The 24,084-nt window shown below is 71.8% G+C and carries 22 protein-coding genes; 8 read left to right on the forward strand and 14 right to left on the reverse strand.

Translation table 11 applies throughout. From position 1 onward, the window contains the following. Positions 1 to 98: 98 nt before the first annotated feature. A complete protein-coding gene (locus V8J39_RS01945; protein ID WP_336459182.1) occupies positions 99 to 2,099 on the forward strand; it encodes an acetyl/propionyl/methylcrotonyl-CoA carboxylase subunit alpha in 2,001 nt (666 codons plus the stop codon). A gap of 29 nt (positions 2,100 to 2,128) precedes the next feature. Here the strand turns inward: V8J39_RS01945 and V8J39_RS01950 are convergent, their stop codons facing one another. Then, positions 2,129 to 2,656, reverse strand: coding sequence for a DUF4174 domain-containing protein (locus V8J39_RS01950; RefSeq protein WP_336459183.1), 528 nt, complete (start codon positions 2,654 to 2,656; stop codon positions 2,129 to 2,131). 112 nt (positions 2,657 to 2,768) lie between these two features. Between V8J39_RS01950 and scpA the strand changes: the two genes are divergently transcribed. Both scpA and V8J39_RS01960 read left to right on the forward strand, forming a co-directional pair. Further along, on the forward strand, positions 2,769 to 4,901 hold the full coding sequence (scpA, locus tag V8J39_RS01955) for a methylmalonyl-CoA mutase (RefSeq protein WP_336459184.1): 2,133 nt from the start codon (positions 2,769 to 2,771) through the stop codon (positions 4,899 to 4,901). A 302-nt stretch (positions 4,902 to 5,203) separates the two neighbouring features. Further along, complete coding sequence (locus tag V8J39_RS01960) at positions 5,204 to 5,704, forward strand: pyridoxamine 5'-phosphate oxidase family protein (RefSeq protein ID WP_336459185.1); 501 nt, start codon at positions 5,204 to 5,206, stop codon at positions 5,702 to 5,704. Between the two features lie 685 nt (positions 5,705 to 6,389). Here V8J39_RS01960 and V8J39_RS01965 read toward each other — a convergent pair. Then, complete coding sequence (locus tag V8J39_RS01965) at positions 6,390 to 6,524, reverse strand: entericidin A/B family lipoprotein (protein WP_336459186.1); 135 nt, start codon at positions 6,522 to 6,524, stop codon at positions 6,390 to 6,392. 248 nt (positions 6,525 to 6,772) lie between these two features. Here V8J39_RS01965 and V8J39_RS01970 point away from each other — a divergent pair, with 248 nt between their 5' ends. Next, complete coding sequence (locus V8J39_RS01970; protein ID WP_336459187.1) at positions 6,773 to 7,114, forward strand: hypothetical protein; 342 nt, start codon at positions 6,773 to 6,775, stop codon at positions 7,112 to 7,114. Between the two features lie 254 nt (positions 7,115 to 7,368). Here the strand turns inward: V8J39_RS01970 and V8J39_RS01975 are convergent, their stop codons facing one another. Beyond that, positions 7,369 to 8,280, reverse strand: a complete 912-nt coding sequence (locus tag V8J39_RS01975) for a fused DSP-PTPase phosphatase/NAD kinase-like protein (RefSeq protein WP_336459188.1) — start codon at positions 8,278 to 8,280, stop codon at positions 7,369 to 7,371. Positions 8,281 to 8,459: 179 nt separating this feature from the next. Between V8J39_RS01975 and V8J39_RS01980 the strand changes: the two genes are divergently transcribed. Beyond that, positions 8,460 to 9,659 (forward strand): pyridoxal-phosphate-dependent aminotransferase family protein, encoded by a 1,200-nt coding sequence (locus tag V8J39_RS01980; RefSeq protein ID WP_336459189.1) that lies wholly within the window; start codon positions 8,460 to 8,462, stop codon positions 9,657 to 9,659. Between the two features lie 157 nt (positions 9,660 to 9,816). Here the strand turns inward: V8J39_RS01980 and V8J39_RS01985 are convergent, their stop codons facing one another. Continuing rightward, positions 9,817 to 11,667 (reverse strand): ABC-F family ATP-binding cassette domain-containing protein, encoded by a 1,851-nt coding sequence (locus V8J39_RS01985; protein ID WP_336459190.1) that lies wholly within the window; start codon positions 11,665 to 11,667, stop codon positions 9,817 to 9,819. A gap of 123 nt (positions 11,668 to 11,790) precedes the next feature. On the opposite strand from V8J39_RS01985, the gene V8J39_RS01990 reads away from it, so the two are divergent. Beyond that, positions 11,791 to 12,123: a DUF779 domain-containing protein gene (locus V8J39_RS01990; RefSeq protein WP_336459191.1), complete on the forward strand. Its 333-nt coding sequence runs from the start codon at positions 11,791 to 11,793 to the stop codon at positions 12,121 to 12,123. A gap of 45 nt (positions 12,124 to 12,168) precedes the next feature. Here the strand turns inward: V8J39_RS01990 and V8J39_RS01995 are convergent, their stop codons facing one another. The 10 genes from V8J39_RS01995 to V8J39_RS02040 form a co-directional block, all read right to left on the reverse strand. Next, positions 12,169 to 12,462, reverse strand: a complete 294-nt coding sequence (locus V8J39_RS01995) for a hypothetical protein (protein WP_336459192.1) — start codon at positions 12,460 to 12,462, stop codon at positions 12,169 to 12,171. Then, positions 12,462 to 12,731, reverse strand: coding sequence for a hypothetical protein (locus V8J39_RS02000; RefSeq protein WP_336459193.1), 270 nt, complete (start codon positions 12,729 to 12,731; stop codon positions 12,462 to 12,464). The genes V8J39_RS01995 and V8J39_RS02000 overlap by 1 nt, the downstream gene beginning before the upstream one ends. 201 nt (positions 12,732 to 12,932) lie before the next feature. After that, entirely contained in the window at positions 12,933 to 13,508 is a 576-nt protein-coding gene (locus V8J39_RS02005; RefSeq protein WP_336459194.1) for a PRC-barrel domain-containing protein, read from the reverse strand. A gap of 198 nt (positions 13,509 to 13,706) precedes the next feature. After that, positions 13,707 to 14,267, reverse strand: a complete 561-nt coding sequence (gene ilvN / locus V8J39_RS02010; protein WP_336459195.1) for an acetolactate synthase small subunit — start codon at positions 14,265 to 14,267, stop codon at positions 13,707 to 13,709. A 72-nt stretch (positions 14,268 to 14,339) separates the two neighbouring features. Then, entirely contained in the window at positions 14,340 to 16,094 is a 1,755-nt protein-coding gene (locus V8J39_RS02015; RefSeq protein WP_336459196.1) for an acetolactate synthase 3 large subunit, read from the reverse strand. Between the two features lie 314 nt (positions 16,095 to 16,408). Then, the gene (locus V8J39_RS02020) at positions 16,409 to 17,374 is read right to left on the reverse strand and encodes a calcium/sodium antiporter (RefSeq protein ID WP_336459197.1); all 966 of its coding nucleotides are present in this window, start codon (positions 17,372 to 17,374) and stop codon (positions 16,409 to 16,411) included. A gap of 264 nt (positions 17,375 to 17,638) precedes the next feature. Next, entirely contained in the window at positions 17,639 to 18,475 is an 837-nt protein-coding gene (locus V8J39_RS02025) for an arginyltransferase (RefSeq protein ID WP_336459198.1), read from the reverse strand. Between the two features lie 282 nt (positions 18,476 to 18,757). Further along, positions 18,758 to 19,237: an RDD family protein gene (locus tag V8J39_RS02030; protein ID WP_336460172.1), complete on the reverse strand. Its 480-nt coding sequence runs from the start codon at positions 19,235 to 19,237 to the stop codon at positions 18,758 to 18,760. Between the two features lie 309 nt (positions 19,238 to 19,546). Beyond that, positions 19,547 to 20,002, reverse strand: coding sequence for a DUF2852 domain-containing protein (locus V8J39_RS02035; protein ID WP_336459199.1), 456 nt, complete (start codon positions 20,000 to 20,002; stop codon positions 19,547 to 19,549). 134 nt (positions 20,003 to 20,136) lie between these two features. Beyond that, entirely contained in the window at positions 20,137 to 20,607 is a 471-nt protein-coding gene (locus V8J39_RS02040; protein ID WP_336459200.1) for a YbaK/EbsC family protein, read from the reverse strand. A 262-nt stretch (positions 20,608 to 20,869) separates the two neighbouring features. Between V8J39_RS02040 and V8J39_RS02045 the strand changes: the two genes are divergently transcribed. Beyond that, positions 20,870 to 23,767 carry a glutamine-synthetase adenylyltransferase gene (locus V8J39_RS02045; protein WP_336459201.1) on the forward strand — a complete coding sequence of 966 codons (2,898 nt, stop codon included), beginning with the start codon at positions 20,870 to 20,872 and terminating at the stop codon, positions 23,765 to 23,767. After that, complete coding sequence (locus V8J39_RS02050; RefSeq protein ID WP_336459202.1) at positions 23,754 to 24,038, forward strand: hypothetical protein; 285 nt, start codon at positions 23,754 to 23,756, stop codon at positions 24,036 to 24,038. The genes V8J39_RS02045 and V8J39_RS02050 overlap by 14 nt, the downstream gene beginning before the upstream one ends. Positions 24,039 to 24,084: the final 46 nt, after the last annotated feature.

Genomic DNA, 24,084 nt, shown 5'->3' on the forward strand with positions numbered 1-24,084 from the left:
GGGCCGCCGGGGGGTGACACCCCCGTGCGGCCCGCTGTCGTTCGCGTCGCCATGTCCGGCCCGCGCGCCGGGTTCCAGTCACTTCGGGGGGAGCGCCGATGTTCAAGAAGATCCTGATCGCCAACCGGGGCGAGATCGCCTGCCGCGTCATCAAGACGGCGCGGAAGATGGGGATCCAGACGGTGGCGGTCTATTCCGACGCCGACCGCAACGCGCTGCACGTGAAGATGGCGGACGAGGCGATCCACATCGGCCCGCCGCCGGCCAACCAGTCCTACATCGTGATCGACAAGATCATGGAGGCGATCAAGGCCACGGGCGCCGAGGCGGTCCACCCCGGCTATGGCTTCCTGTCCGAGCGCATGGATTTCGCCGCGGCGCTGGAGAAGGCGGGCGTCGTCTTCATCGGCCCGCCGAGCCCGGCGATCGAGGCGATGGGCGACAAGATCACCTCGAAGAAGCTGGCGCAGGAGGCCGGCGTCTCGACCGTGCCCGGCTACATGGGGCTGATCGCGGATGCCGAGGAGGCGGTGCGGATCTCGGACGAGATCGGCTATCCGGTGATGATCAAGGCCAGCGCCGGCGGCGGCGGCAAGGGCATGCGCATCGCCTGGAGCGCGCAGGAGGCGCGCGAGGGGTTCGAATCGTCGAAGAACGAGGCCGCCAACAGCTTTGGCGACGACCGGATCTTCATCGAGAAGTTCGTGACCCAGCCCCGCCACATCGAGATCCAGGTGCTGGCCGACAAGCATGGCAACTGCGTCTACCTGCACGAGCGCGAATGCTCGATCCAGCGCCGGAACCAGAAGGTGATCGAAGAGGCACCCTCGCCGTTCCTTGACGAGGAGACGCGCCGCGCGATGGGCGAGCAGGCCTGCGCGCTGGCCAAGGCCGTGGGCTACACCAGCGCCGGGACCGTCGAATTCATCGTCGACGGCAACCGCAACTTCTACTTCCTCGAGATGAACACCCGGCTGCAGGTGGAACACCCGGTGACCGAGCTGATCACCGGCGTCGACCTGGTCGAGCAGATGATCCGCGTCGCGGATGGCGAGCCCTTGCCCTTCAGGCAGGAGGATCTGCTGATCCAGGGCTGGGCGATGGAGAGCCGGCTTTATGCCGAGGACCCGTACCGCAACTTCCTGCCCTCGATCGGCCGGCTCACGCGCTATCGCCCGCCGGAAGAGGGCGAGGATGCGGGCGGGATCGTCAGGAACGACACCGGGGTGTTCGAGGGGGGCGAGATCTCGATGTACTACGACCCGATGATCGCCAAGCTGTGCACCTGGGCGCCGACGCGGCTGGAGGCGATCGAGAAGATGCGCGTCGCGCTCGACACGTTCGAGGTCGAGGGGATCGGGCACAACCTGCCGTTCGTGGCCGCGGTGATGGATCACCCGCGCTTCGTGAAGGGCGAGATCACCACCGCCTTCATCGCCGAGGAATATCCCGAGGGCTTCCAGGGCGCGACGCTGACGCAGGGCACGCTGCGCCGGGTGGCGGCGGTGGCGGCGGCGATGAACCGCGTGGCCGAGATCCGTCGCGCGCGGATCTCGGGGACGCTGGGCAACCACGAACGCCGCGTCGGCACCGACTGGGTGGTGACGCTGCAGGGCGAGAGCTATCCGGTGACGATCGCGGCCGACCGCGAGGGGTCGACCGTGACCTTCGAGGATGGCACCGCGCATCGCGTCGCCTCGGACTGGACGCCGGGGATGGCGCTGTGCCGGGCCGAGGTCGACGGCACGGCGCTGGTGATGAAGGTGGGCAAGATCCCGCAGGGCTTCCGGCTGCGCCACCGCGGCGCGGATCTGAAGGTCAACATCCGCAGCCCGCGCGCCGCGGCGCTGTCGGCGCACATGCTTGAGAAGCTGCCGCCCGACACGTCGAAATTCCTGCTGTGCCCGATGCCCGGGCTGGTGGTGAAGATCAACGTCGCGCCCGGCGACGAGGTGCAGGAGGGCCAGGCGCTGGCCACGGTCGAGGCGATGAAGATGGAGAACATCCTGCGCGCCGAACGCAGGGCCGTGGTCAGCCGCGTCAATGCCGCCCCGGGCGAAAGCCTGAAGGTCGACGACGTGATCCTGGAGTTCGAGTGACCCGGGCAGCGATCGGGGCGGGCAGGGGATCAGCCGCCGAAGCGCTGGCGGCGGATCTCTTCCTGGCGCACCGGCATGCGGTCGATGCTGCGGGTCAGTTCGCGCAGTTCCTGCGGGAAGGGCTTGCGCTGGTTGACGATGCCGTCCTTGTCGACCAGCACCACCGAGAAGCCGCGCGGGCGCAGCCCCTGGCGGATCGGGCCGGGGCTGTCGGGCGCGGTGTCGGTCAGCACGATGACGTCGCGGGTGATCAGGTCCCCGGGCCGGGCGGCGATCCAGGCCATCTGCTGGCGGAAGGCGGGGTCCTGCTCGGTGTCGGCGAAGACGACGACCAGGCGGTGATCCCAGCGGAAATCCTCGATCCGCTGGTCGGCGGCGGGATGGATCAGCCGGTCCGCAGGGTCGGTCGCAAGGTCGGTCGCAGGGCCGGTCGCGGTGCCGGGGGCAGCATCGCCCGCGGCTTCGGCCACCGGAGGAGAGAGCGCCTGGGCGGCGATGCCGCCCGGGATCGCTGCCGCCAGCAGCGAGGCGAGGGCAAGGGCATGGGGTCGCGGCATCGGTCCTCCTGTCGCTTGGAATATAGGCGGCGGCACCGGCCCGGGGAAGGGCCGGCGGCCGGCCGCGGCGCAGACGACCCGCGCGGCGGGGACCAGGTCAGGGAGAGGTGAGATGAGCGGCAAGATCGAGGACTGGACGGCACTGGCGGCGCGCGAGCTGAAGGGCCGCGACCCGTCCGGGCTGGAGTGGCAGACGCTGGAGGGGATCCGGGTCAAGCCGCTGTACACCGAGGCCGACACCGCGGGCCTTGCGCATATGGGCAGCCTGCCCGGGATCGCGCCCTTCACCCGCGGCGTGCGCGCGACGATGTACGCGGGCCGGCCCTGGACGATCCGGCAATACGCGGGCTTCTCGACGGCCGAGGAATCGAACGCCTTCTACCGCCGCGCGCTCGCGGCCGGGCAGCAGGGCGTGTCGGTCGCCTTCGACCTGGCCACGCACCGCGGCTATGACAGCGACCACGCGCGCGTCGTCGGCGATGTCGGCAAGGCCGGCGTCGCGATCGACAGCGTCGAGGACATGAAGATCCTCTTCGACGGCATTCCGCTGGAGAAGATCAGCGTCTCGATGACGATGAACGGCGCGGTGATCCCGATCCTCGCGAATTTCATCGTCACGGGCGAGGAGCAGGGCGTTGCCCGCGCCGATCTGTCGGGCACGATCCAGAACGACATCCTCAAGGAGTTCATGGTCCGCAACACCTACGTGTATCCGCCCGAACCCTCGATGCGGATCATCGCCGACATCATCGAATACACCGCCGCCGAGATGCCGAAGTTCAACTCGATCTCGATCTCGGGCTACCACATGCAGGAGGCGGGCGCGAACCTGGTGCAGGAACTCGCCTTCACCCTCGCCGACGGGCGCGAATACGTGCGCGCCGCCATCGCGCGCGGCATGGATGTCGACGCCTTCGCGGGCCGGCTGTCGTTCTTCTTCGCCATCGGCATGAACTTCTTCATGGAGGCCGCGAAGCTGCGCGCCGCGCGGCTGCTGTGGTCGCGGATCATGGCCGAGTTCGATCCGAAGAAGCCCGGATCGTCGATGCTGCGCACCCATTGCCAGACCTCCGGCGTCAGCTTGCAGGAACAGGACCCCTACAACAACGTCATCCGCACCGCCTACGAGGCGATGGCGGCGGCGCTGGGGGGCACGCAGTCGCTGCACACCAACGCGCTCGACGAGGCGATCGCGCTGCCCACCGACTTCAGCGCCCGCATCGCGCGCAACACCCAGCTGATCTTGCAGGAAGAGACCGGCATCACCCATGTCGTCGACCCGCTCGCGGGCAGCTACTACGTCGAGAGCCTGACGGCCGAACTGGCCGAGAAGGCCTGGGCGCTGATCGAGGAGGTCGAGGCGATGGGCGGCATGACCAGGGCGGTGGCCTCGGGGATGCCGAAGCTTCGGATCGAGGAAAGCGCCGCGCGCCGCCAGGCCGCGGTCGACCGCGGCGAGGACGTGATCGTCGGCGTGAACAAGTACCGGCTGGCGAAGGAGGATGCGATCGACATCCTCGACATCGACAACGTCAAGGTGCGCGAGGCGCAGGTGGCCCGTCTCGGGCGCATCCGCGCGACCCGCGACCAGGCGGCCTGCGACGCGGCGCTGGCCGAGCTGACGCGGCGCGCGGCCGAGGGCGGCAACCTGCTCGCGGCGGCGGTCGAGGCCGCGCGGGCGCGGGCGAGCGTCGGCGAGATCTCGATGGCGATGGAGGCGGTGTTCGGCCGGCACCGGGCCGAGGTGAAGACCCTCGCCGGCGTCTACGGCGCGGCCTACGAGGGCGATGCGGGCTTTGCCCAGATCCAGCGCGATGTCGAGGCCTTCGCCGAGGACGAGGGGCGCCGGCCGCGGATGCTGGTGGTGAAGATGGGCCAGGACGGCCACGACCGCGGCGCCAAGGTGATCGCGACGGCCTTCGCCGACATCGGCTTCGACGTCGACGTGGGGCCGCTGTTCCAGACCCCGGAAGAGGCCGCGCAGGATGCGGTCGACAACGACGTGCATGTCATCGGCATCTCGAGCCAGGCCGCCGGCCACAAGACGCTGGCACCGAAGCTGGTCGAGGCGCTGAAGGCGCAGGGCGCGGGCGACATCCTGGTGATCTGCGGCGGCGTGATCCCGCAGCAGGATTACCAGTATCTCTACGACCACGGCGTGAAGGCGATCTTCGGCCCCGGCACCAACATCCCGGCCGCCGCCCGCGACATCCTCGCCCTGATCCGCGAGGCCCGCGCCGCCTGACCGGTCGCGCGACCAGCCGCCCGACGAACTGCCTCGCTGCGGGCATCCCGTGGCGGGCCTGCTTTCGCCTTGGCTCAAATATCCCCGGGGAGGTCCGGAGGGGCAGGCAGCCCCTCCGGCCCCTCCGCCTGCGCCGAGGCCGCCGCCCCGGCCGCGCGCTCTTGCTCCCCGGTCCTCCCCGTGCCCGCGCGCCCTGCCTGCCCCCCCGGGCCGTCCCGCTCACATCCCCTTGAACGCCCCGGAACGCCCCCGCCCGTCCCGCGTTGACCCATCGACGCTCACGCAACGGAAAGGACGCCCTGATGCGCACCCCCGAAGATCTCAAGCACCACCTGTGGAAACATCTCTCCAGCGACCGCACGCTGATGATCGGCCTCGAGACGCCGGCCGACGACCATCCCCGGCCGATGACCGCGCTCGTCGACGAGGAGACCGGCAAGCACGAGGGTCCGCTGTGGATCTTCACCGCCAAGGACACCTCGCTCGCCCGCGCGCTCGCCGGCGGGGCCGAGGCCGCGGTGGCGACCTTCGTCGCGAAGAACAATGACCTTTATGCGACGATCCGCGGCTCGCTCACGCTCGACACCGACCGCGCGGTGGTCGAGCGGCTGTGGAACCCCTTCGTCGCCGCCTGGTACCCCGAGGGCAAGGACGACCCCTCGCTGGTGCTGCTGCGCTTCGACCTCGACCGGGCCGAGATCTGGGAAACCGGGTCGAGCCTCGTGACCGGGACCAAGGCGCTGTTCGGCAAGGACCTGCGCGACGACTTCCGCGATCGCCAGGCCGAGGTCTCGCTGCACTGAGGCCGGGGGCGGGGGTCACACCCCGTCCGAAGGCGCCTCGTTCTAGGTCGCCCTGTGCGAAGACGCCCGACCGTGCCCGCCGCTCCGCGCGGCCGGGCCCGGTCTGCTGTCCGGGGCTCGCACAGGGTGCGGCGGCGACCGGGCTGGGCCGACAGGCTGAAGGACGCCGACCCTACGCAGCGATGGGCGGCTGGACGGGCTGCCGCACCGCGCCGCGGCTTGCCCGCGTCGACGCCGGGCCGACAAGGATCGGCCGGAGGGGCGGTTCGCGGCCCTTCCGGCCATCCGTACGCTCGCAGAGGAGACCGGGCAGGCGACCTCTGTCGCCGGGAGCTGGCGAAGCCACGTCATCTCGGTGACTGCGCCGGAGATGCGAAACAGTCGTCGCCTTGGTCGTTGCGGGTATCAGGTTGGCAGGGCGGTGCGTTCTGACCGGAAGGGCCGACGCCTTCACGGACCCGTCGGCCGCGCGGTTGCGGCATGAACGGGTGTTGCCCGGTGCGCGGTCGTGTCGCGTGGCGGCAGGTGTCGTGGGCACGGGCGGAGGATCGTCGGGCGTCTTGCGCGCGGATACGACAACGCGCCCGCCGGGTCGGTGGGGGCGCCGTAGGCCCGGGGGGCCGATCCGGTCGCGATCCGGTCCGGGCGCCGTGGCGGCCAGGACCGGACTGCGACCGGCGCGGGATCACATCTGCTGCTGGGTCTGCGAGGCTTCGCTGGTGAGCGCGGCGCCGCCCGACTGGATGTCGCGGCCCGCGCCCTTCATCGTCTCGCAGGCGGTGAGGGCGAGCAGGGCGGTCAGGACGAGTGCGATGCGCATGGGGATCTCCTTGGTTGGATCAGGCGCTGGATGGGGGGCCGGCACGCGCTGCGGTCCGGGCTCCGGGTTCGGGGGGCAAACGCCGCCGCCCGGCGCGCGTTCCCCGAAGATCGCGGAAAATTATGCCTGACGCTCGGGCACGCCCCGCGGACAGCCCCGGCCGGCGCCGGATGCCGCGTCCGGCCACCGCCCGGCGTTGCCGTCCGCCCTTAACCCTCTGTTAATCATGTGCCGCGCAGGCTCGGGCGATGCACCCGCGCCTTGGCCCCGTTCTGGTCCCGTGCCTCGTGCTGGCGGGCTGCGCCTCGCCGGCACCCGAATTCTTCGGCGCGACGCGCACCGACCTCGTGCTGTCGGGGCTGCGCTTCACCGTGTTCCAGAAGGGCGAGCGGGCCGAGGTGATCCGGCTCGACTACCTGACGCTGCCGCAGCGGGCGGGCGTGCAGACCCTGATGATGCAGGCGGCCGAGCAGGCCAGCGGCTGCCGGGTCGAACGCGGCAGCTTCACCACCGGCGTCCCCGGCGATACCGGCGAGGCCCGCATGGACCTTGATTGCAGCCGCGCGGGCCCGGGCGCTTCGGGCGGGTGACGGGGCGGGTGACAGGCCGGACGACAAGCCGGGCTGGCCGCGGGCCAGCCGCCGGTCAGCCGTGGGCCGGGCAGGGAACGGGCTGGGCAGGGAACAAGCTGAACAGGATACGGGCCGGGCAGAGTACGTGCTGGGCAGAGTACGGGCCGGGCAGAGTACGGGCTGGGCAGAGTACGGCTGGGCAGAGTACGAGCCGGGCCGGGGATGGACCGGGCAATACACGGGCCGGGGGGCGGGGCGGGCGGTGGGGGTGGTCAGTCGCGCTCTTCCGCGCCGCCGCCGCCGGTCAGGATCTCGGGCAGCCAGCTGCGCCGGCCGTGGCGCCAGTCGGCAAATTCGGCGGTGACGGTCTCGGGGTCGTAGACCTCGCTGACCCAGTCGTGGAAGCCGATGCCGGTTGCCGCCTGCGCCGCGGCGTAGCTGCGCAGGAACTGGTCGAGCACGCCGGTCGGCCCGCCCCGGAAATGCAGGAAGCGCCAGTGCAGTTCGCGCATCGCCTCGGCCACGGGGCGGTTCTCGATCATCAGAAGCCACAGCGCGGCGGCAAAGCCGGTGCGGTCGGCCCCCGACTTGCAGTGCATGATCACCGGCGTCTCGATCCGGCGGAACAGCGCCTCGAGCTCCAGCAGCCGGTCGCGGCCGGGCAGGCGGCGGGCGCGCAGCGAGGCGTCGATCAGCGTCAGCCCCAGCGCCTCTGCGGCCTCGGCCTCGAACAGCCAATAGCTTTCGGGCCGGTCGCCGCGCAGGTTCAGCACCGTGCGGAAGCCGCGGTCCTTCCAGATCCGCATCCGCTCGGGCGAGGGCTGGTTGGCGCGCCAGACGCCGTCGCAGACCTTGTGGTCGTTGGCCCAGAGCAGCCGCAGGATGCCGTGGTCGCGGAAGTTCATGTGCAGCCGCGCCCGCAGCCGGCCCCAGGGCGCGCTGAGATCGAAGGGCGCGCGGCCGCCCGAGCGCTGGGTCGGGCGCGGGCGCGGCAGCGTCAGGCGCCGGCCCTCGGCGCGGGCGCCGTCATCGGGCGCCTCCGCATCCGTCGCCGGATTGCCCTTCGCGCCGCGCTTCGCCGCGCCCGTCGCCGCGTCCGTCGGCTTGCCAGCCGGGTCGCACGGCGGCGCCGGGGGCGGGGCGCCGGGATCGGCGGGCTCGTCCTCGGGGCCTCGGTCGGTCATGCGGGTCCTTCGCGCAAGCGTGGCGGGATCGGTTGCGCCGGACTTAGCGACTCGGCCCCGGGCTGGCAAGCGAGGCGGATTGACCTTGCCTGTCGCCGGGCATACGCATTTGCCGCCGGAGCCGCACCCGCAGGGGCGCGATCCCGCGCCATCCAGCAGATGAAGATCCCGGAGTCTCCATGTCCCTTGCCCACGGTCGCAGCTATCTCGCCATTCCCGGCCCCTCGGTGATGCCCGACCGGGTGCTGAACGCGATGCACCGCGCGGCGCCCAACATCTACGAAGGCGCCATGGTCGAGATGACCAAGGGGCTGATCCCGGATCTCAAGCGGGTGGCGCTGTGCTCGGGCCATGTCGCGATCTACATCGCCAACGGCCACGGCGGCTGGGAGGCGGCGATCGCCAACATGTTCTCGCGCGGGGACACGGCGCTGGTGGCGCTGACCGGGCGCTTCGGCGTGGGCTGGGCGGAGGCCGCGCGGCGCATGGGCGTGCAGGTCGAGACGATCGACTTCGGCCTCAAGACCCCGGCCGATCCCGAGGCGATCGCGGACGCGCTGGCCAAGGATGCCGGGCACCGGATCAAGGCGGTGCTGGTCACCCATGTCGACACCGCGACCGGCGTGCGCAACGACATCGCCGCGATCCGCGCGAAGATGGACGAGGTCGGCCACCCGGCGCTGTTGGCGGTGGACTGCATCGCCTCGCTCGGCTGCGACGAGTTCCGGTTCGACGACTGGGGCGTCGACGTGATGGTCGCGGCCAGCCAGAAGGGGCTGATGGTGCCGCCGGGCCTGTCGTTCGTGTGGCTGTCGGACAAGGCGGTCGCGGCCTGCGCGGGCGGCGACATGGCCACGCCCTACTGGGACTGGACGCCGCGGATCGACGTCAACGAATATTACCAGTTCTTCTGCGGCACCGCGCCGACCCACCACCTGTTCGGCCTGCGGGAATCGCTGACGATGATCCTGGACGAAGAGGGGATCGAGAACGTCTGGGCCCGCCATCGCACCCTGTCCGAGGCGGTCTGGGCCGCGCTCGAGGCCTGGGGCAAGGGCGGCGACATCGCGATGAACATCGCCGACCCGAACCGGCGCGGCCGGTCGGTCACCGCGGTCAGGATCGGTGGCGGCGGCGCCGGGCGGCTGCGCAAGTGGCTGGAGACCGAGGCCGGCGTGACGCTGGGGATCGGGCTGGGCATGGCCGCCCCGTCGGACCCGAACTATGGCGACTTCCTGCGCATCGCCCACATGGGTCACCTGAACGCGCACATGGTGCTGGGCGTGCTGGGCACGATCGAGGCGGGGATGATCGCGCTGGGGATCCCGCATGGCAAGGGCGCGCTCGAGGCCGCCGCGGCGGTGATCGCCCGGGGCTGAGGCCCCGGGGACTTTCGCGAGAGATCCGCGGGACATCCGCCTGACCATCGCGATCACGGGACCCCCGTGATCGCACCCGTCAGATGGTCCGCTCGGGCCGCCTGCTTGATCCGCGTGATCGGGCGGTCAGCTCGGGCCGCCTCCTCAGCCCGGTTCCTCAGGCTGTCTGGGCGGCGTCGAGCTTTTCCTGCGCCGCGACCCACATCGCCTCGGCCCGGTCGAGCCCGTCCATGACCTCGGCGTATTTCTTCTGCCAGACCTCGATCTCGCCCGCCCGCGACGCCTCGTAAAGGTCGGGATCGGCAAGCTTGGTGGCCAGCTTGCCGCGCATCTCCTCGATCTTGGTCACCCGCTCCTCGCATTTGCGGACCTCGGCCTTCAGCGCGAGGATCTCGTCGCGGGTCGCGCGCTTCTTCTCGGGCTTCGGCTTCTCGGCCTTGGACGGGGCGTCCGATTGCAGCAGCAGCGCGCGATAGGCCTCGAGATCCTCCTCGTAGGGCGTCACCGCGCCGCCCTTCACCAGCCACAGCCGGTCGGCCACGAGGCTGAGAAGATGCATGTCGTGGCTGACGAGGATCACCGCGCCGGAATAGTCGGTCAGCGCCTCGATCAGCGCCTCGCGGCTTTCGATGTCGAGGTGGTTGGTCGGTTCGTCGAGGATCAGGATGTGCGGCGCCTCGATCGTCGACAGCAGCAGCGACAGACGTGCCTTCTGGCCGCCCGAAAGCCGGCCCACCGCCGTGTCGGCCTGATCGGCGCCAAGGCCGAAGCCCGCGAGCCGGGCGCGCAGCCGCGGCGGCGCCTCGCCCGGGCGGACGCGCTGCACGTGCTGGATCGGGGTCTCGTCGAGGTAAAGCTCGTCGACCTGATGCTGGGCGAAATAGCCGATCCGCAGCTTGCCCGAGCGGCTGATCTTGCCCGCCATCGTGTCGAGCTTGCCCGCGAGCAGCTTCGACAGCGTCGACTTGCCCTCGCCGTTCTTGCCCAGAAGCGCGATGCGGTCGTCCTGATCGATCCGAAGGTCGAGGCCCTTCAGCACCGCGCGGCCGTCGTAACCCACCGCCGCGCCTTCCAGATTGACGATCGGGGGCGAGAGTTCCTCGGGCTTGGGGAAGTTGAAGACGTGTTTCGCCGCATCCTCGGGCGCGGTGATCGACACCATCCGTTCAAGCTGCTTGACCCGGCTCTGCGCCTGGCGCGCCTTCGAGGCCTTGGCCTTGAAGCGGTCGACGAAGCTTTGCAGGTGGGCGCGGCGGGCCTCCTGCTTCTTGGCCTCGGCCGCCTGCACCGCGCGCTGTTCGGCGCGCTGGCGGGCGAACTGGTCGTAGGGGCCGGTCCAGAGCGTCAGCTTGCGGCTGTCCAGATGCAGGATCGCGCCGACGGCGCGGTTCAGAAGGCCGCGGTCGTGGCTGATGATCAGCACGGTATGGGGATATTTCGCCAGATAGCTTTCCAGCCACAGCGCGCCCTCGAGATCGAGGTAGTTGGTCGGTTCGTCGAGAAGCAGGTAGTCGGGCTGGGCGAACAGCACCCCCGCCAGCGCCACCCGCATCCGCCAGCCGCCCGAGAAGTCGGAACAGGGGCGCAGGATGTCCTCGGCCTCGAACCCGAGGCCGCGCAGGATGGAAGCCGCGCGGCCCTCGGCCGACCAGGCGTCGATATCGGCGAGCCGGGTCTGGATCTCGGCGATCCGGGCGGGGTCGGTGGCGGTCTCGGATTCGGCCATCAGGCCCGCGCGCTCGGTATCGGCGGCCAGCACCGTGGCCAGGAGCGTGTCCGAGGACGACGGCACCTCTTGCGCGACGCCGCCGATCTTGGCGCGGGCGGGGATCGTGATCGATCCGCCCTCGAGCGTGAGTTCGCCCCGGATCAGCTTGAACAGCGTGGTCTTGCCGGCGCCGTTCTGGCCGACGATGCCGACCTTGTGGCCGGTGGGGATGGTGGCAGAGGCGCCCTCGAACAGGGGGCGGCCCTCGACGGAATAGGTGATGTCGGCGATCCTGAGCATGGCGCCTGCCTGCCCGATGCCCGCGTCCGCGTCAACGTCCCTCGCGGGGGGGGCGACCTTGGTCCGGGTGTTGTCGGCGGCGCCGGGGCGGCAGGGTGGCGCGAAACCGGGCAGGAGGCGGCGATGCAACCGATCAAGGCGACCCCGGCGGCGCTGGCGCTGCTGGAGGAGATCCGCGCCGAGGCGGGCGAGGTGCTGTTCCACCTGTCGGGCGGCTGCTGCGACGGCACCGCGGCGATGTGCTTTGCGGTGGCGGACTTCGCGCTGGGGCCCGGCGACCAGTGCCTGGGGCAGGTCGCGGGGGCGGGGGTCTGGGTGTCGGCCGGGCTCGCGCCGCTGTGGCGGGACGCGCGCCCGCATCTCGATGCGGTGCCGGGGCGGGCCGGCGGCTTCAGCCTCGACGGCGGGCGGGGGCGGCGCTTCCTGCTCGGCACAGAGATCTGCGCGCGCGGCTGAGGGCCGCGCGCCAAGGACCGCCCGCGCCCGTGGTAGCGCCCGACGTCAATCCGCGGTGACGGGTCGGCCCGGCGCCGGCAGGTCGGCCAGCGCCGCGGCGAGGCGGCGGAATTCCTCGGCCATGGCCGCCTGCAGCGCGAATTCGGGGCTGGGCAGCAGGCCCGGATCCTCGTCGCCGCCCTGGAAGGCCGAGCGGTCGGCAAGCCAGGCCTCGATTTCCGGCCGGATCGGCGAGCCCGCGCACAGCCGCACCAGAAGGCGGCGCTGCGCAAGCTGCATGCCCTCGATCCGCGCCAGCCGCGCCTCGGTCGTGGCGTTTTCAGGACGGGTCGTGGCCATCAGTTCGACCCGCCCGGAGGCTGCTGCTGGCCGACGGCGGGATCGCTCGGGGCCGGATCGACGGTGGTGGTCGGGTCGGGCGTTCCCGGGGCGGCGGCCGTCGGCTCGACGGCGGTGGCATCGTCGGTCGGTCCGGGGGCCTCTGCGCTCTCGTCGGTCAGCCACCACAGGATCAGGCCGACCGCGAAGACCACCACGGCCAGCATGCCGACCAGCGGCGCGACGTGGCGGCGCTTCTGCGCCTCGATGTTGGTGCGGGGTGCGGACATCGGATCTCCTCCCTCTCCCGCCTCCCTCGACCGGCGATGGCCGGCTGGGTGGCGGCAATCTGCAGGGGCAACGCTCGGAGCGCGTGATCGTTCCCGCCCGGCCACAGCGGGCCAGAGCGGAGGGTCAGCCAAGCCTGCCGCGGCGCCACCGCCCAGGCCGGCGCTCGCCCCCGACACTCAGCCCGACACTCAGCCCTGCACTCACCCCTGCGCGGCGCCGATCACCGGCGGCGGCTCGGCCGGGGCCGCGGCGGGCGTCGCCGCGGGGGCCTCGGTCGCCTCCAGCGGCGGCTGCGCCGTGCCGGTCATGCCGACGTCGTTGCCCGCCGCCTCGGCCCCGACAAGGCCCAGCGTCGCCGGATCCGCCGGGTTGTAGGCCGGCACCGCCATCAGCTGCTCAAGCGTCCAGGGCGCGACCAGCACCTCGGCGCCCGACTGCGCATCGGGCCGGATCCGCAGTTCGGACACCGGGATCGCCACGGTGTGGCTGCCCATGCCCATGAACCCGCCGAGCGCGACCAGCACGTGGCTCACCCCGTCCTCGGCCGCGTCGTCGCGCACGAGATCGCTGACCTCGCCCAGCGGCTGTCCGGCACTGTCGCGCAGCGGCATGCTGCGCAACGCCTCGGGCGAGGGGCGCAGCACGATCTGCGGCTCGCGCGGCACGATCTGCGGCCGGGCAAGCGCGGCGGTGCCCGGCAGGGCGATCGCAAGCGCGAGGAACAGCGCCCCTGCGGCGCGGCCAGCGCCCTGCGGCGCGGATGCGGCTTGGGTCATTCGGTCGGTCCTTTCGCGGGTGGCAGGCCGCTGACCGGCGGGATCGTTTCCGATCCGCACCGGATCCTGGCCGGTTCTCGGGGACTGTGCCGTCACAGGCTCACCCCGCCAACGCGAGAGTAGCGATTTGGTTCGCCGGTTTCGCTGCGCTGCAGGATGCCGCCCGCGCGGGCGGCCGAAACCGGCGGGAACCCGCCGTCAGAGACCGCGCGACAGCGCCGCGACGCCGGTGCGGGCGACGTCGGTCAGGCCCAGCGGCCGCATCAGCTCGGCGAAGGCGTCGATCTTCTCGGGTGCGCCGGTGATCTCGAAGACGAAGCTCTCCAGCGTCGAATCGACGACATTGGCGCGGAAGATCTCGGCCAGCCGCAGCGCCTCGATGCGCTTGTCGCCCGCGCCCGCCACCTTGAACAGCGCCAGCTCCCGCTCGACCGAGGGGCCCTCGACCGTCAGGTCGTGCACCTCGTGCACCGGCACCAGCCGGCCGAGCTGGGCCTTGATCTGCTCGATCACGCCGGGCGTGCCGCGCGTCACCACGGTGATGCGCGAGCGGTGCCCCTTGTGGTCGATCTCGGCCACGGTGAGGCTCTCGATATTGTAGCCCCGCCCCGAGAACAGGCCGATCACCCGCGCGAGCACGCCCGCCTCGTTGTCGACGATCACCGCCAGCGTGTGGCTTTCCACCACGTCGCCATGCGGCGATTTCAGGTCATAGGCCGAATGGCTCGACGAGCCCTTCTTGATGTTCAGCGCATTCATGGTCTTCGACTTTGTCCAAATATCCTCGGGGGTCCGGGGGCAGACAGCCCCCGGCGCTCGCCACTCGCGCTGTCAGACCAGCGCCGCACCCTTGCCCGAGATCGCGTCGCTCTCGGTGACCTCGCCCAGGATCATCTCGTTGTGCGGCTTGCCCGACGGAATCATCGGCAGGCAGTTCTCGTGCTTCTCGACCAGGCAGTCGAAGATCACCGGCCCGTCGTAGTCCAGCATCGCGAGGATCGCGTCGTCGAGATCGGCCGGGTCGTCGCAGCGGATGCCCTTGCAGCCGAAGGCCTCGGCCAGCTTCACGAAATCGGGCAGGCTTTCCGACCAGGAATGCGAGAAGCGGCCGCCGTGCAGCAGGTCCTGCCACTGGCGCACCATGCCGAGGCGCTCGTTGTTGAGGATGAACTGCTTCACCGGCGCGCGGAACTGCACGGCGGTGCCCATCTCCTGCATGTTCATCAGCCACGACGCCTCCCCCGCGACGTTGATCACCAGCGCGTCCGGATGCGCGATCTGCACCCCGATCGAGGCCGGCAGGCCATAGCCCATGGTGCCGAGGCCGCCGCTGGTCATCCAGCGGTTCGGATCCTCGAAGCCCAGGAACTGCGCCGCCCACATCTGGTGCTGGCCGACCTCGGTGGTGATGTAGCGGTCGCGGCCCTTGGTCAGCGCCTCGAGCCGCTCGAGCGCGTACTGCGGCTTGATCACCTTGGCGTCAGGCTTGTAGGCAAGGCAGTTGCGCGCGCGCCACTGGGCGATCTGCGCCCACCACTTCTCCAGCCCGGCCGCGTTGACCTTGCGCCCGCGCGCCTTCCAGACCTTCAGCACGTCCTCGAGCACGTGGCCGACATCGCCGACGATCGGCAGCTCGACCCGGATGATCTTGTTGATCGACGAGGGATCGATGTCGATATGGGCCTTCACCGATTTCGGGCTGAAATCGGCGGTGCGGCCGGTGATGCGGTCGTCGAACCGCGCGCCGACGTTGATCATCAGGTCGCAGCCGTGCATGGCGAGGTTGGCCTCGTAGAGGCCGTGCATCCCCAACATCCCCAGCCAGTTCTTGCCCGATGCCGGATAGGCGCCAAGGCCCATCAGCGTCGAGGTGATCGGGAAGCCGGTGGCGCCGACCAGCTCGCGCAGCAGCTGGCTGGCCGCGGGGCCCGAGTTGATGACGCCGCCGCCGGTGTAGAACACCGGGCGCTCGGCCTGCTCGATCAGCTCGACCAGGCGCGTGATCGCCTCGATGTCGCCCTTGACCTTCGGCTGGTAGGGCGAGGGCCGGATCTGGCGCGGGTCGCAATAGGTGCCGGTCGCGAACTGGACGTCCTTGGGAATGTCGATCAGCACCGGGCCCGGGCGGCCCGAGGTGGCGACATGGAAGCCGTTGTGGATCGTCTCGGCCAGCTTGTCGGGCTCGGTCACCAGCCAGTTGTGCTTGGTGCAGGGCCGGGTGATGCCGACGGTGTCGGCCTCCTGGAAGGCGTCGGTGCCGATCATGAAGGTGGGCGCCTGGCCCGACAGGACCACGAGCGGGATCGAATCCAGCAGCGCGTCGGTCAGGCCGGTGACCGCATTGGTCGCGCCGGGGCCCGAGGTGACCAGCACCACGCCCGGCTTGCCGGTCGAGCGGGCATAGCCCTCGGCCATGTGCACCGCGCCCTGCTCGTGCCGCACCAGGATGTGGCGGATGTCGTTTTGCTGGAAGATCTCGTCATAGATCGGCAGCACGGCGCCGCCCGGATAGCCGAAGACCACCTCGACCCCCTGGTCCTTCAGCGCCTGAACCACCATCTTCGCGCCGGTCATCTGCCGTTGCATGATCCGTCTCTCCTCTGGTGCGCCGGGCCTGTCCTGGCCCCGCGCCAGCCTCCGTGTAGGGCACTTCCGTGTAAGGCAATAAAAAACCCCCGTCGGACGGGGGCGCATGGGGAACCGTTATGGTCTGCCGTCACCGGCCCATGCGCCATCGTCCCCGAAGTACAAGAATGCCGGACATCGCCGTCAGCCCCTATTGCCAGTGGCGCGGACATTATGAACGGGCGCGGGGGGCGTCAAGGGCGGAAATGCGATGTTTCTGTCCCCGGGCGTCGCAAATCTTTGCATTTGTTTCGCCCCGGGGTCGCCTTGCGCAATCACGCCGTGGCCATGCTGACGACATAGGCCGCATAGCCGCCAAGGAAGCCCAGGCCCGCCAGCCGCCCGAGCCGCCCGAGCGCAAGGCTTGCCGCCACCACCAGCAGCGCGACGCCAAGCGCGATCGGCAGGTCGAGCGTGGCGAAGCGGGCATCGGCCTGCATCGGCGCGATCATCCCGGTGATGCCGAGGATGCACAGGATGTTGAAGATGTTCGAGCCGAGCACGTTGCCGACGGCGATGTCGCCCTGCCGGCGCATCGCGGCCACGACCGAGGTGGCGAGTTCGGGCAGCGAGGTGCCGACCGCGACCACGGTCAGGCCGATCACCGCCTCGGAGAAGCCGAGGTCGCGGGCGATGGTGGTGGCCGAGGTCACGAGGAGCCGGGCCGAGACCAGCAGCACGACGAAGCCCGCAAGTGTGACCAGCACCGAGCGGCCGAGCGCGGGGGCGGGGCCCTCGGTCGGCGTCTCGCCGGCCCCGGTGCCAGTGTCGCCGCCGACCTCGCCGCCGGCGGTCTCCGGCGCCCCGGTGCCGCGGATCGCGACCCAGAGGTAGATCACGAGCGCGACCGCGAGCGCCGCGGCCTCGGGGCGGGCCAGCGTCCCGCCAAGGATCGCGAGCCACAGCGCGACCGTCGCCCCGACCATGACGGCAAGGTCGCGCCTGAGCCGCCCGAAGGCCAGCCCCACCGGGGCGATGGCGGCGGTCAGCCCCAGGATCAGCAGAACGTTGGCGATGTTCGAGCCGACGACATTGCCCAGCGCGATCGCCGGGCTGCCGGCGAACGCCGCCTGCAACGAGACCAGCAGCTCTGGCGACGAGGTGCCGAAGCCGACCACTGTCAGGCCGATCACCAGCGGCGACAGGCCGAAGCGCCGGGCGATGCCCACCGCCCCCTTCACCAGGAACTCGCCACCGAAGAACAGCCCGACGAGGCCTGCGACAAGAAGGAGGTAGGTCACGTATCACCCTGAGCAGATTTCATTTCCGCTTCGGATGTCGGGTGCGCGGTGCCGGTTTTCAACCATGGCCCCCCCGGAAGTCCGCGCCGCCCCGAAGTTCGGGCCCGCGCGCGCGTGGGATGGCCGGTGGTGGGATGGCCGGTGGTGGGCCGGCCGGGTTCGGCAGCGGGGCCGGGCGCGCGGGAGGGTGTGCAGCGGCTGGAAGGAGCGCCGCCCGGAACCCGCCCGCCACCGCCCGGGCGGCGGCGCCCTGGGGGCCCGCGCTCAGCCCTTGACGGGCCGGGTCTCGGGCAGGGCGATGCGGGCGACCTGCTCGGCGATCGGGTCGACCGACAGCGGGTGCGTTTCGGCGCTGTGCGCGGCCGGGTCGCCGATCGGCTGCCACTCGCCGCCCTTGTAGATCTCGAGCGCCGAGAAGTTCGACTTGTAGCCCATCTTGCGGCTGCCCGGCACCCAGTAGCCGAGGTAGACGTAGGGCAGGCCCACCTGCCGCGCCAGCTCGACATGGTCGAGGATCACGTAGGTGCCGAGCGAGCCCTTGATCCGTTCGGGATCGTAGAAGCTGTAGACCATCGACAGCCCGTCATCGAGCACGTCGGTCAGGCAGACGGCGGTCAGCCGGCGGCGGCGCTCGCCCTCGGGCGGGGGGGCGCTGTATTCGATGACGCGGGTCTTGACCGGCGTCTCCTCGATCATCGCGGCGAATTCGAAGATGTCCATGTCGGCCATGCCGCCATCGGCGTGGCGATGGTCGAGATAGCGGCGGAACAGCGCGTACTGGTCCTCGGTCGCCCAGGGGCTCGTGGCCTCGCGCCGCAGGTCGGCGTTCTTGCGCGCGATCCGCTTCTGGGTCTTCGAGGGTTCGAAATCCGCGACCCGGATCCGGGCCGAGAGGCAGGCCGCGCAATCGGCGCAGGACGGCCGGTAGAGCACATTCTGCGACCGCCGGAACCCCTGCTTGGACAGCGAATCGTTCAGCCGCGCCGCCCCGTCGCCCTGCAGCGCCGTGAACAGCTTCCGCTCGGCGCGGCCGTCCAGATAGGGACAGGGCTGCGGGGCGGTGACGTAGAACTGCGGCGCGATCGGAAGCGTGTGGCGCATGACTGCTCTGCGGTTCGCGGCGGAACGGTGGGTTGCGGGGAGGAATTGGCCGGGATGGCGGCACGTTACCAAGCCGTCACAGATCCGCCAAGCGGATTTCTCGTGGCGCGCCGGTGGCGCCCGGATGGCTTGCCGGTGGTGCCCGGGTGGCGCCCGCGGCGGCGGGGCCGCGCCCCGCGTGGCAGGACCGCCGCGCAAGGCGCTGATCTTTCTGGGTGCCTGCGGGCCGCCCGGGGGCGCGGGCCCGGCGCGGCGGGCGCGGCCGGGCGGCGGGTGGTGGCCTCAGCCGGGGCGGTTGATCGCGGTGGTGCCCAGCACGATGTCGTGCAGGCCCTGGCCACGGGCGGTGGTCGCCATCATCACCGCCGACAGGATCTGGGGAATCACGAAGGCCACGGTGACCGAGTAGGCCAGCGTGTGGATCAGCGCCATGCCGGTGTCGAAGCGCTGGCCGGCGCGGTCGCGCAGCTCGATCCCCATCAGCCGCATGCCCCAGGTCGCCGAGCGGTTGGCGATGGTGATCCAGCGATAGAGGAAGCCCAGGCACAGGAACAGCAGCGGCAGGAAGAACAGCGCCGTGAAGGCGGTGAACGGGATCGCCACCAGCGTCAGCAGCCCGATCAGGACGACGTCGACGATCCAGGCGAACAGCCGCTTCGCCGGCACGCTGGCATAGAATTCGGGCTCGGCCCCCGGGTCGGGCAGGCCCCAGAACTGGTCGGTCATCGGATCGGTGCGGTCGCGGAAGCCTTGGGTGTTCATGCTGGACAATATGGTGTCTCCGGACACGGGGGGAAGGGGCGACGGGAAGCGGCGACGGCGGGCAGGGGCGACGGGGCGCCCCGGTCCCCGGGGCGCGTGCCGGCGGCGGGGCCGGGCTGGCCTCTGGCCGGCTGGCCCCGAAGCGCGGGCCCTGAACTGGACCTGAACCGGCTCCGAAAGGCTGGCCCCCGCAAGGCTTGATCTCGTGCGGCCGCCACCCGTGCCGGCTGGCGTCGGCACGGGTGGCGGGGGGCGCGCGGGCGGGACGCCAGCCCCCGGGCCGCGCGGGGCGGCCCGGGCGGCGTCGGATCAGGCGCCGGTGGCCGGCAGCGTGTCGTCGCGCGACGCCTCGTCGCGTGCGGTGCGGGCGCGTTCTTCCATGTACTGGTCGAACTCGGCCTTGTCCTTGCTCTCGCGCAGGCGGCGCAGGAAGCCCTCGAACGCCTCCTGCTCGCGCTCGAGCCGGTCGAGCGTGTCGGCCTTGTAGGCGTCGAAGGCGGTGTTGCCGGACGAGCGGAACCGCGTTGCCGAGAAGGCGCGGGATTGGCCGCCCTCGCGGCGGCGGGCACAGCTGAACATGCGTCTGCTCCAGATCATGTAGGCAAGAAGTGCCAGCCCGACGGGCCAGCAGAAGACGAAGCCAAGGACCATGGCCGCGATCCATGCGGGCTTGCCGCGATCGTCGAGCCAGGCCTCCGCTCGCCGGAACCAGTGAAGCGGGCCGCTGGCGGCGGCGCCGTACCGGTCGACGGTGGAAAGGGTCATTCGGGTCCTCCGGGTTGGGGTGGTCGTTTCTCTTCATGTGAAGCCTGTTCACATGGATCGATATGGCCAGCCCGGAGCCCCGATCAAGAGGCTATGTGAAAATAGTTCACATGCCGTCCGCCGCGGCGCGAGGATCAGGCGGTGAAGGCCGCGACCGTGGCGCCAGAGGCTGCGCGCAGCGCCTCGGGGGCGATGGCGAAGATGTGGCGCGGGGTGCCGGCGGCGGCCCAGACCTGCGCGAACTCCATCAGCCGCGGGTCGAGGAAGCTTGGGCAGGGCGTCAGGTGGCCGAGCGGCGCCACGCCGCCGATGGCAAAGCCGGTCGCGGCGCGGATCTCGGCGGCGTCGGCCTTGCCCAGCGGCTCGCCGGCGATGGCGGCGGCGCGGGCGGGGTCGACGCGGTTGCCGCCGGCGGTGACGAACAGGATCACCCTGCCCGTCGTCTCGCCGCGGAAGATGATCGACTTCGCGATCTGGTCGATCTCGCAGCCCGCGGCCTCGGCGGCCTGCTGCGCGGTGCGCGTGCTCTCGTCGAACTCGACGATCTCGACCGCGACCCCGGCCGCCTCCAGCGCCGCCGAGACCCGCTTCAGGCTCTTGCTCATCCCGTCTCTCCCGTGTCGGCCCGCCGCGACGCGGCCTGATCCGGCGCGAGACTTTCCGATCCGGCCCCCCCGCGCAAGGCCCCCGCGCAAGGCACCCGTGTGCAAGGCACCCGCGCGCAAGGCCCACCCCGCGGCCGCGGCGGCCGCCGTCGGGCGCGACCCGCCCGCAGCGCCGCCCGGGGAGGGGGTGGGCGCCCGGGCGGTGATCGCGCGGCGCGCGGCTGGCGATTGACGGTGCCGGGGGGGCGGATAGTCTCGGGCCATGTCCGGCTTCGACTTCTCCTCGCGCCTCGCGCGGCTGCCCCTCGCCTTCGACCCCGCCCGCGGCGCCGAGGCGCGCGCGGCGCTGCCGGGGCTGACCCCCGCGCTGGGGGACCTCGTCGCCGGCGCGGCCGGCTCCTCGCCCTATCTCGCGGGGCTGGTCGGACGCGAGGCCGGCTGGCTGGCCGAAGCGCTCGACGGCAGCCCCGAGCAGGCGCTGTCGGACTGCCTCGGCGCGCTGGGGGGCGAGCCGGCCGAGCGGCTGCCCGAGGCGCTGCGGCAGGCCAAGCGCCGGGTGGCGCTGGTGGCGGCGCTGGCCGATCTCGGCGGGGTCTGGCCGCTGGAGCGGGTGACCGGCGCGCTGACCGCGCTGGCCGACCGCGCCGTCGATGTCGGGCTGCGGGCGCTGGTCGCGGCCGAGATCCGGCGCGGCAAGATCCCCGGCATCGCCCGCGGGGACGAGGGCGATCCCGCCGGTCTCTTCGCGCTGGCGATGGGCAAGATGGGCGCGGGAGAGCTGAACTATTCCTCGGACATCGACTTGATCTTCCTCTACGACGACGACCGCTTCGATCCCGCCGACCGCCCCGAGGCGCGGGCGGCCTTCATCCGGGTGGTGCGCAGGCTGACGGGCTGGCTGTCGGACGTCACCGCGGGCGGCTACGTCTTCCGCACCGACCTGAGGCTGCGCCCCGACGCCTCGGTCACGCCCGTGGTCATCGCCACCGGCGCGGCCGAGCAGTATTACGAGGCCGAGGGCCGCAGCTGGGAACGCGCGGCCCACATCAAGGCGCGGCCCTGCGCGGGCGACCTTGCCGCCGGGGCGCGCTACCTCGCGCGGCTGACCCCCTTCGTCTGGCGCCGGCACCTCGATTTCGCGGCGATCCGCGACGTGCACGACCTGCGGCTGAAGATCCGCGATCACAAGGGTCTGGGCGGGCCGATCGTGCTCGATGGGCACGACATGAAGCTTGGCCGCGGCGGCATCCGCGAGATCGAGTTCTTCACCCAGACCCGGCAGCTGATCGCGGGCGGCCGCGACCCCGGCCTGCGCGACCGCACGACGCTTGGCGGGCTGGCGGCGCTGGCCGCGCGCGGCTGGATCCCGCAGGACGTGGCGACGCGGCTGGCCGCGCATTACCGCGCCCACCGCGAGACCGAGCACCGGCTGCAGATGGTGAACGACGCCCAGACCCACAGCCTGCCCACCGCGCCCGACGCCTTCGATAAGCTGGCGCGCCTGTCGGGCGAGGCCGATACCGCGCGCTGGCGCGAGGCCATCCTCGGGCGCCTGCGCGAGGTCGAGAGCCTGACCGAGCCGTTCTTCGACCCCGAGGCCACGCCCTGCGCCCCGGCGCCCGCGGGCCCGGTGCCCGAGGGCGCGGCCGAGGTGACGCGGCGCTGGCCAAGCTATCCGGCGCTGCGCTCCGAGCGCGCGCGCCAGATCTTCCGCGCGCTCGAGCCCGAGCTGCTGGGGCGGCTGGGGCGGGCGGCCGATCCGACGGATGCGCTGCGCCAGTTCGACGGCTTCCTCGCCGGGCTGCCGGCCGGGGTGCAGCTGTTCTCGATGTTCCGCGCCAACCCCTCGCTGATCGAGCTGATCGTCGACATCTGCGCCACCGCGCCCAGCCTCGCGCGCTATCTCTCGCGCAACGCGCGCGTGCTTGATGCGGTGATCGGCGGCGGCTTCTTCGCGCCCTGGCCCGGGCAGGGCGCGCTGGCCTCGGAGCTGGCGGCGCAGATCTCGGGCCTGGCCGATTACGAGGCGGCGCTGGACCGCGCCCGGGTCTGGCAGCGCGAATGGCATTTCCGCATCGGCGTGCACAACCTGCGCGGCCTGATCGACGCCGACGAGGCGGGGGCGCAGTATGCCGATCTTGCCGGAGCGGTGCTGAACGCGCTCTGGCCCCGCGTCACCGCCGAGATCGCGCGCCGCCACGGGCCGCCGCCGGGCCGGGGCGCGGCGATCGTCGGCATGGGCAGCCTTGGCATCGGCCGGTTGAACGCGGCCTCGGACCTCGACCTGATCGTGATCTACGACGCGGCCGGGCAGGAGGCCTCGACCGGCGAGCGCCCGCTGGCGGCGCGGGCCTACTACGCGCGGCTGACGCAGGCGCTGGTGACGGCGCTGTCGGCCTCGATGGCCGAGGGCCGGCTTTACGAGGTCGACATGCGGCTGCGGCCCTCGGGGCGGCAGGGGCCGGTCGCGACCTCGATCGCGGCCTTCGAAAGCTACCAGATGACCGAGGCCTGGACCTGGGAGCATCTGGCGCTGACCCGGGCCCGGGTGATGGCGGGGCCGCCGCCGCTGGCCGAGGCGATCGAGACGATCCGGCGCCGGGTGCTGGCGGCCAAGGCGGCCAATCCCGCCATCGCCGCCGATACCCAGGCCATGCGCGACCGCATCTTCGCCGCGCGCGGCCGCGACGGGGCCAGGGATGGCGGCGGGGTGAAGACCGGCGCGGGGCGGCTGCAGGACATCGAGCTGTTCGCCCAGTCGCTGGCGCTGCGCACCGCCGACCCGGCGCGCGCGCTTGCGGGGCAGCTGCGTGCGGGGCGCCGGGCGGGGCTGATCGCGCCCGACGAGGAGGCGGCGCTGAACGCCGCCGGCCGGCTGCTGTGGCGGATGCGCGCGGCGACGCGGCTGGTCGCGGGCGAGCGGATCGAGCCCGGCGAGGCCGGCGAGGGCGCCCGCGCGGTGCTGCTGCGCGAGACCGGCACGCGGGATCTTGCAGACCTCGACGCGGGGCTGTCTTCTCGCACCGCCGAGGCGGCCGCGATCATCGACCGCCGCCTTGCGGCCGATGCCGCGCGGGCCGGGCAGGGCACGGGTGACGGCGCGGCTGAGGGCTCGGCTGACGGCGGCGCGGACGAGGGGGCGGAGCATGGCACAGGCTGAGAACCCGGATGATCCCAAGGGGCTGATCCGCGAGAGTTACCGGATCGAGGGCATCGGCGCCGCCGAATGCCGGTCGATCTTCCTCGACTGGGCGCTGTCGCTGCCCGCGGGGGTGGCGCCCGAGGCCGCGATGGGGCGGCTGGCGGCGCGCCACGGCGTGCTGGCCCCGACGCATCCGATGACCGCGCTTCTGGCCGAGGGCCGGCTGCCCGCGCCCACGGCGGCCGCCGGGCGGCGCGGCGGCGCGATGGGGCGGCGGCGCCCGCAGTAGCGCCGGCGCCGGCTGCGGCACTCAGGGACGGGACACCGGGGCCGGG

Origin of the sequence: Frigidibacter sp. MR17.24, assembly GCF_037095655.1 — a bacterium.
Lineage (GTDB): Bacteria > Pseudomonadota > Alphaproteobacteria > Rhodobacterales > Rhodobacteraceae > Frigidibacter.

Bases quoted from the DNA above. Each gene is read 5' to 3' on its own strand.
- V8J39_RS01945 (WP_336459182.1), top strand. From the start codon at position 99: ATGTTCAAGAAGATCCTGATCGCCAACCGGGGCGAGATCGCCTGCCGC.
- V8J39_RS02030 (WP_336460172.1), bottom strand. From the start codon at position 19,237: ATGAACACCCAAGGCTTCCGCGACCGCACCGATCCGATGACCGACCAG.
- V8J39_RS01975 (WP_336459188.1), bottom strand. From the start codon at position 8,280: ATGACCGACCGAGGCCCCGAGGACGAGCCCGCCGATCCCGGCGCCCCG.
- V8J39_RS01965 (WP_336459186.1), bottom strand. From the start codon at position 6,524: ATGCGCATCGCACTCGTCCTGACCGCCCTGCTCGCCCTCACCGCCTGC.
- V8J39_RS02005 (WP_336459194.1), bottom strand. From the start codon at position 13,508: ATGACCCAAGCCGCATCCGCGCCGCAGGGCGCTGGCCGCGCCGCAGGG.
- V8J39_RS02045 (WP_336459201.1), top strand. From the start codon at position 20,870: ATGTCCGGCTTCGACTTCTCCTCGCGCCTCGCGCGGCTGCCCCTCGCC.
- V8J39_RS02035 (WP_336459199.1), bottom strand. From the start codon at position 20,002: ATGACCCTTTCCACCGTCGACCGGTACGGCGCCGCCGCCAGCGGCCCG.
- ilvN (WP_336459195.1), bottom strand. From the start codon at position 14,267: ATGAATGCGCTGAACATCAAGAAGGGCTCGTCGAGCCATTCGGCCTAT.
- V8J39_RS01950 (WP_336459183.1), bottom strand. From the start codon at position 2,656: ATGCCGCGACCCCATGCCCTTGCCCTCGCCTCGCTGCTGGCGGCAGCG.
- V8J39_RS02015 (WP_336459196.1), bottom strand. From the start codon at position 16,094: ATGCAACGGCAGATGACCGGCGCGAAGATGGTGGTTCAGGCGCTGAAG.
- V8J39_RS01990 (WP_336459191.1), top strand. From the start codon at position 11,791: ATGCAACCGATCAAGGCGACCCCGGCGGCGCTGGCGCTGCTGGAGGAG.
- V8J39_RS01970 (WP_336459187.1), top strand. From the start codon at position 6,773: ATGCACCCGCGCCTTGGCCCCGTTCTGGTCCCGTGCCTCGTGCTGGCG.
- V8J39_RS01960 (WP_336459185.1), top strand. From the start codon at position 5,204: ATGCGCACCCCCGAAGATCTCAAGCACCACCTGTGGAAACATCTCTCC.
- V8J39_RS02025 (WP_336459198.1), bottom strand. From the start codon at position 18,475: ATGCGCCACACGCTTCCGATCGCGCCGCAGTTCTACGTCACCGCCCCG.
- V8J39_RS02000 (WP_336459193.1), bottom strand. From the start codon at position 12,731: ATGTCCGCACCCCGCACCAACATCGAGGCGCAGAAGCGCCGCCACGTC.
- V8J39_RS01995 (WP_336459192.1), bottom strand. From the start codon at position 12,462: ATGGCCACGACCCGTCCTGAAAACGCCACGACCGAGGCGCGGCTGGCG.
- scpA (WP_336459184.1), top strand. From the start codon at position 2,769: ATGAGCGGCAAGATCGAGGACTGGACGGCACTGGCGGCGCGCGAGCTG.
- V8J39_RS02050 (WP_336459202.1), top strand. From the start codon at position 23,754: ATGGCACAGGCTGAGAACCCGGATGATCCCAAGGGGCTGATCCGCGAG.
- V8J39_RS02040 (WP_336459200.1), bottom strand. From the start codon at position 20,607: ATGAGCAAGAGCCTGAAGCGGGTCTCGGCGGCGCTGGAGGCGGCCGGG.
- V8J39_RS01980 (WP_336459189.1), top strand. From the start codon at position 8,460: ATGTCCCTTGCCCACGGTCGCAGCTATCTCGCCATTCCCGGCCCCTCG.
- V8J39_RS01985 (WP_336459190.1), bottom strand. From the start codon at position 11,667: ATGCTCAGGATCGCCGACATCACCTATTCCGTCGAGGGCCGCCCCCTG.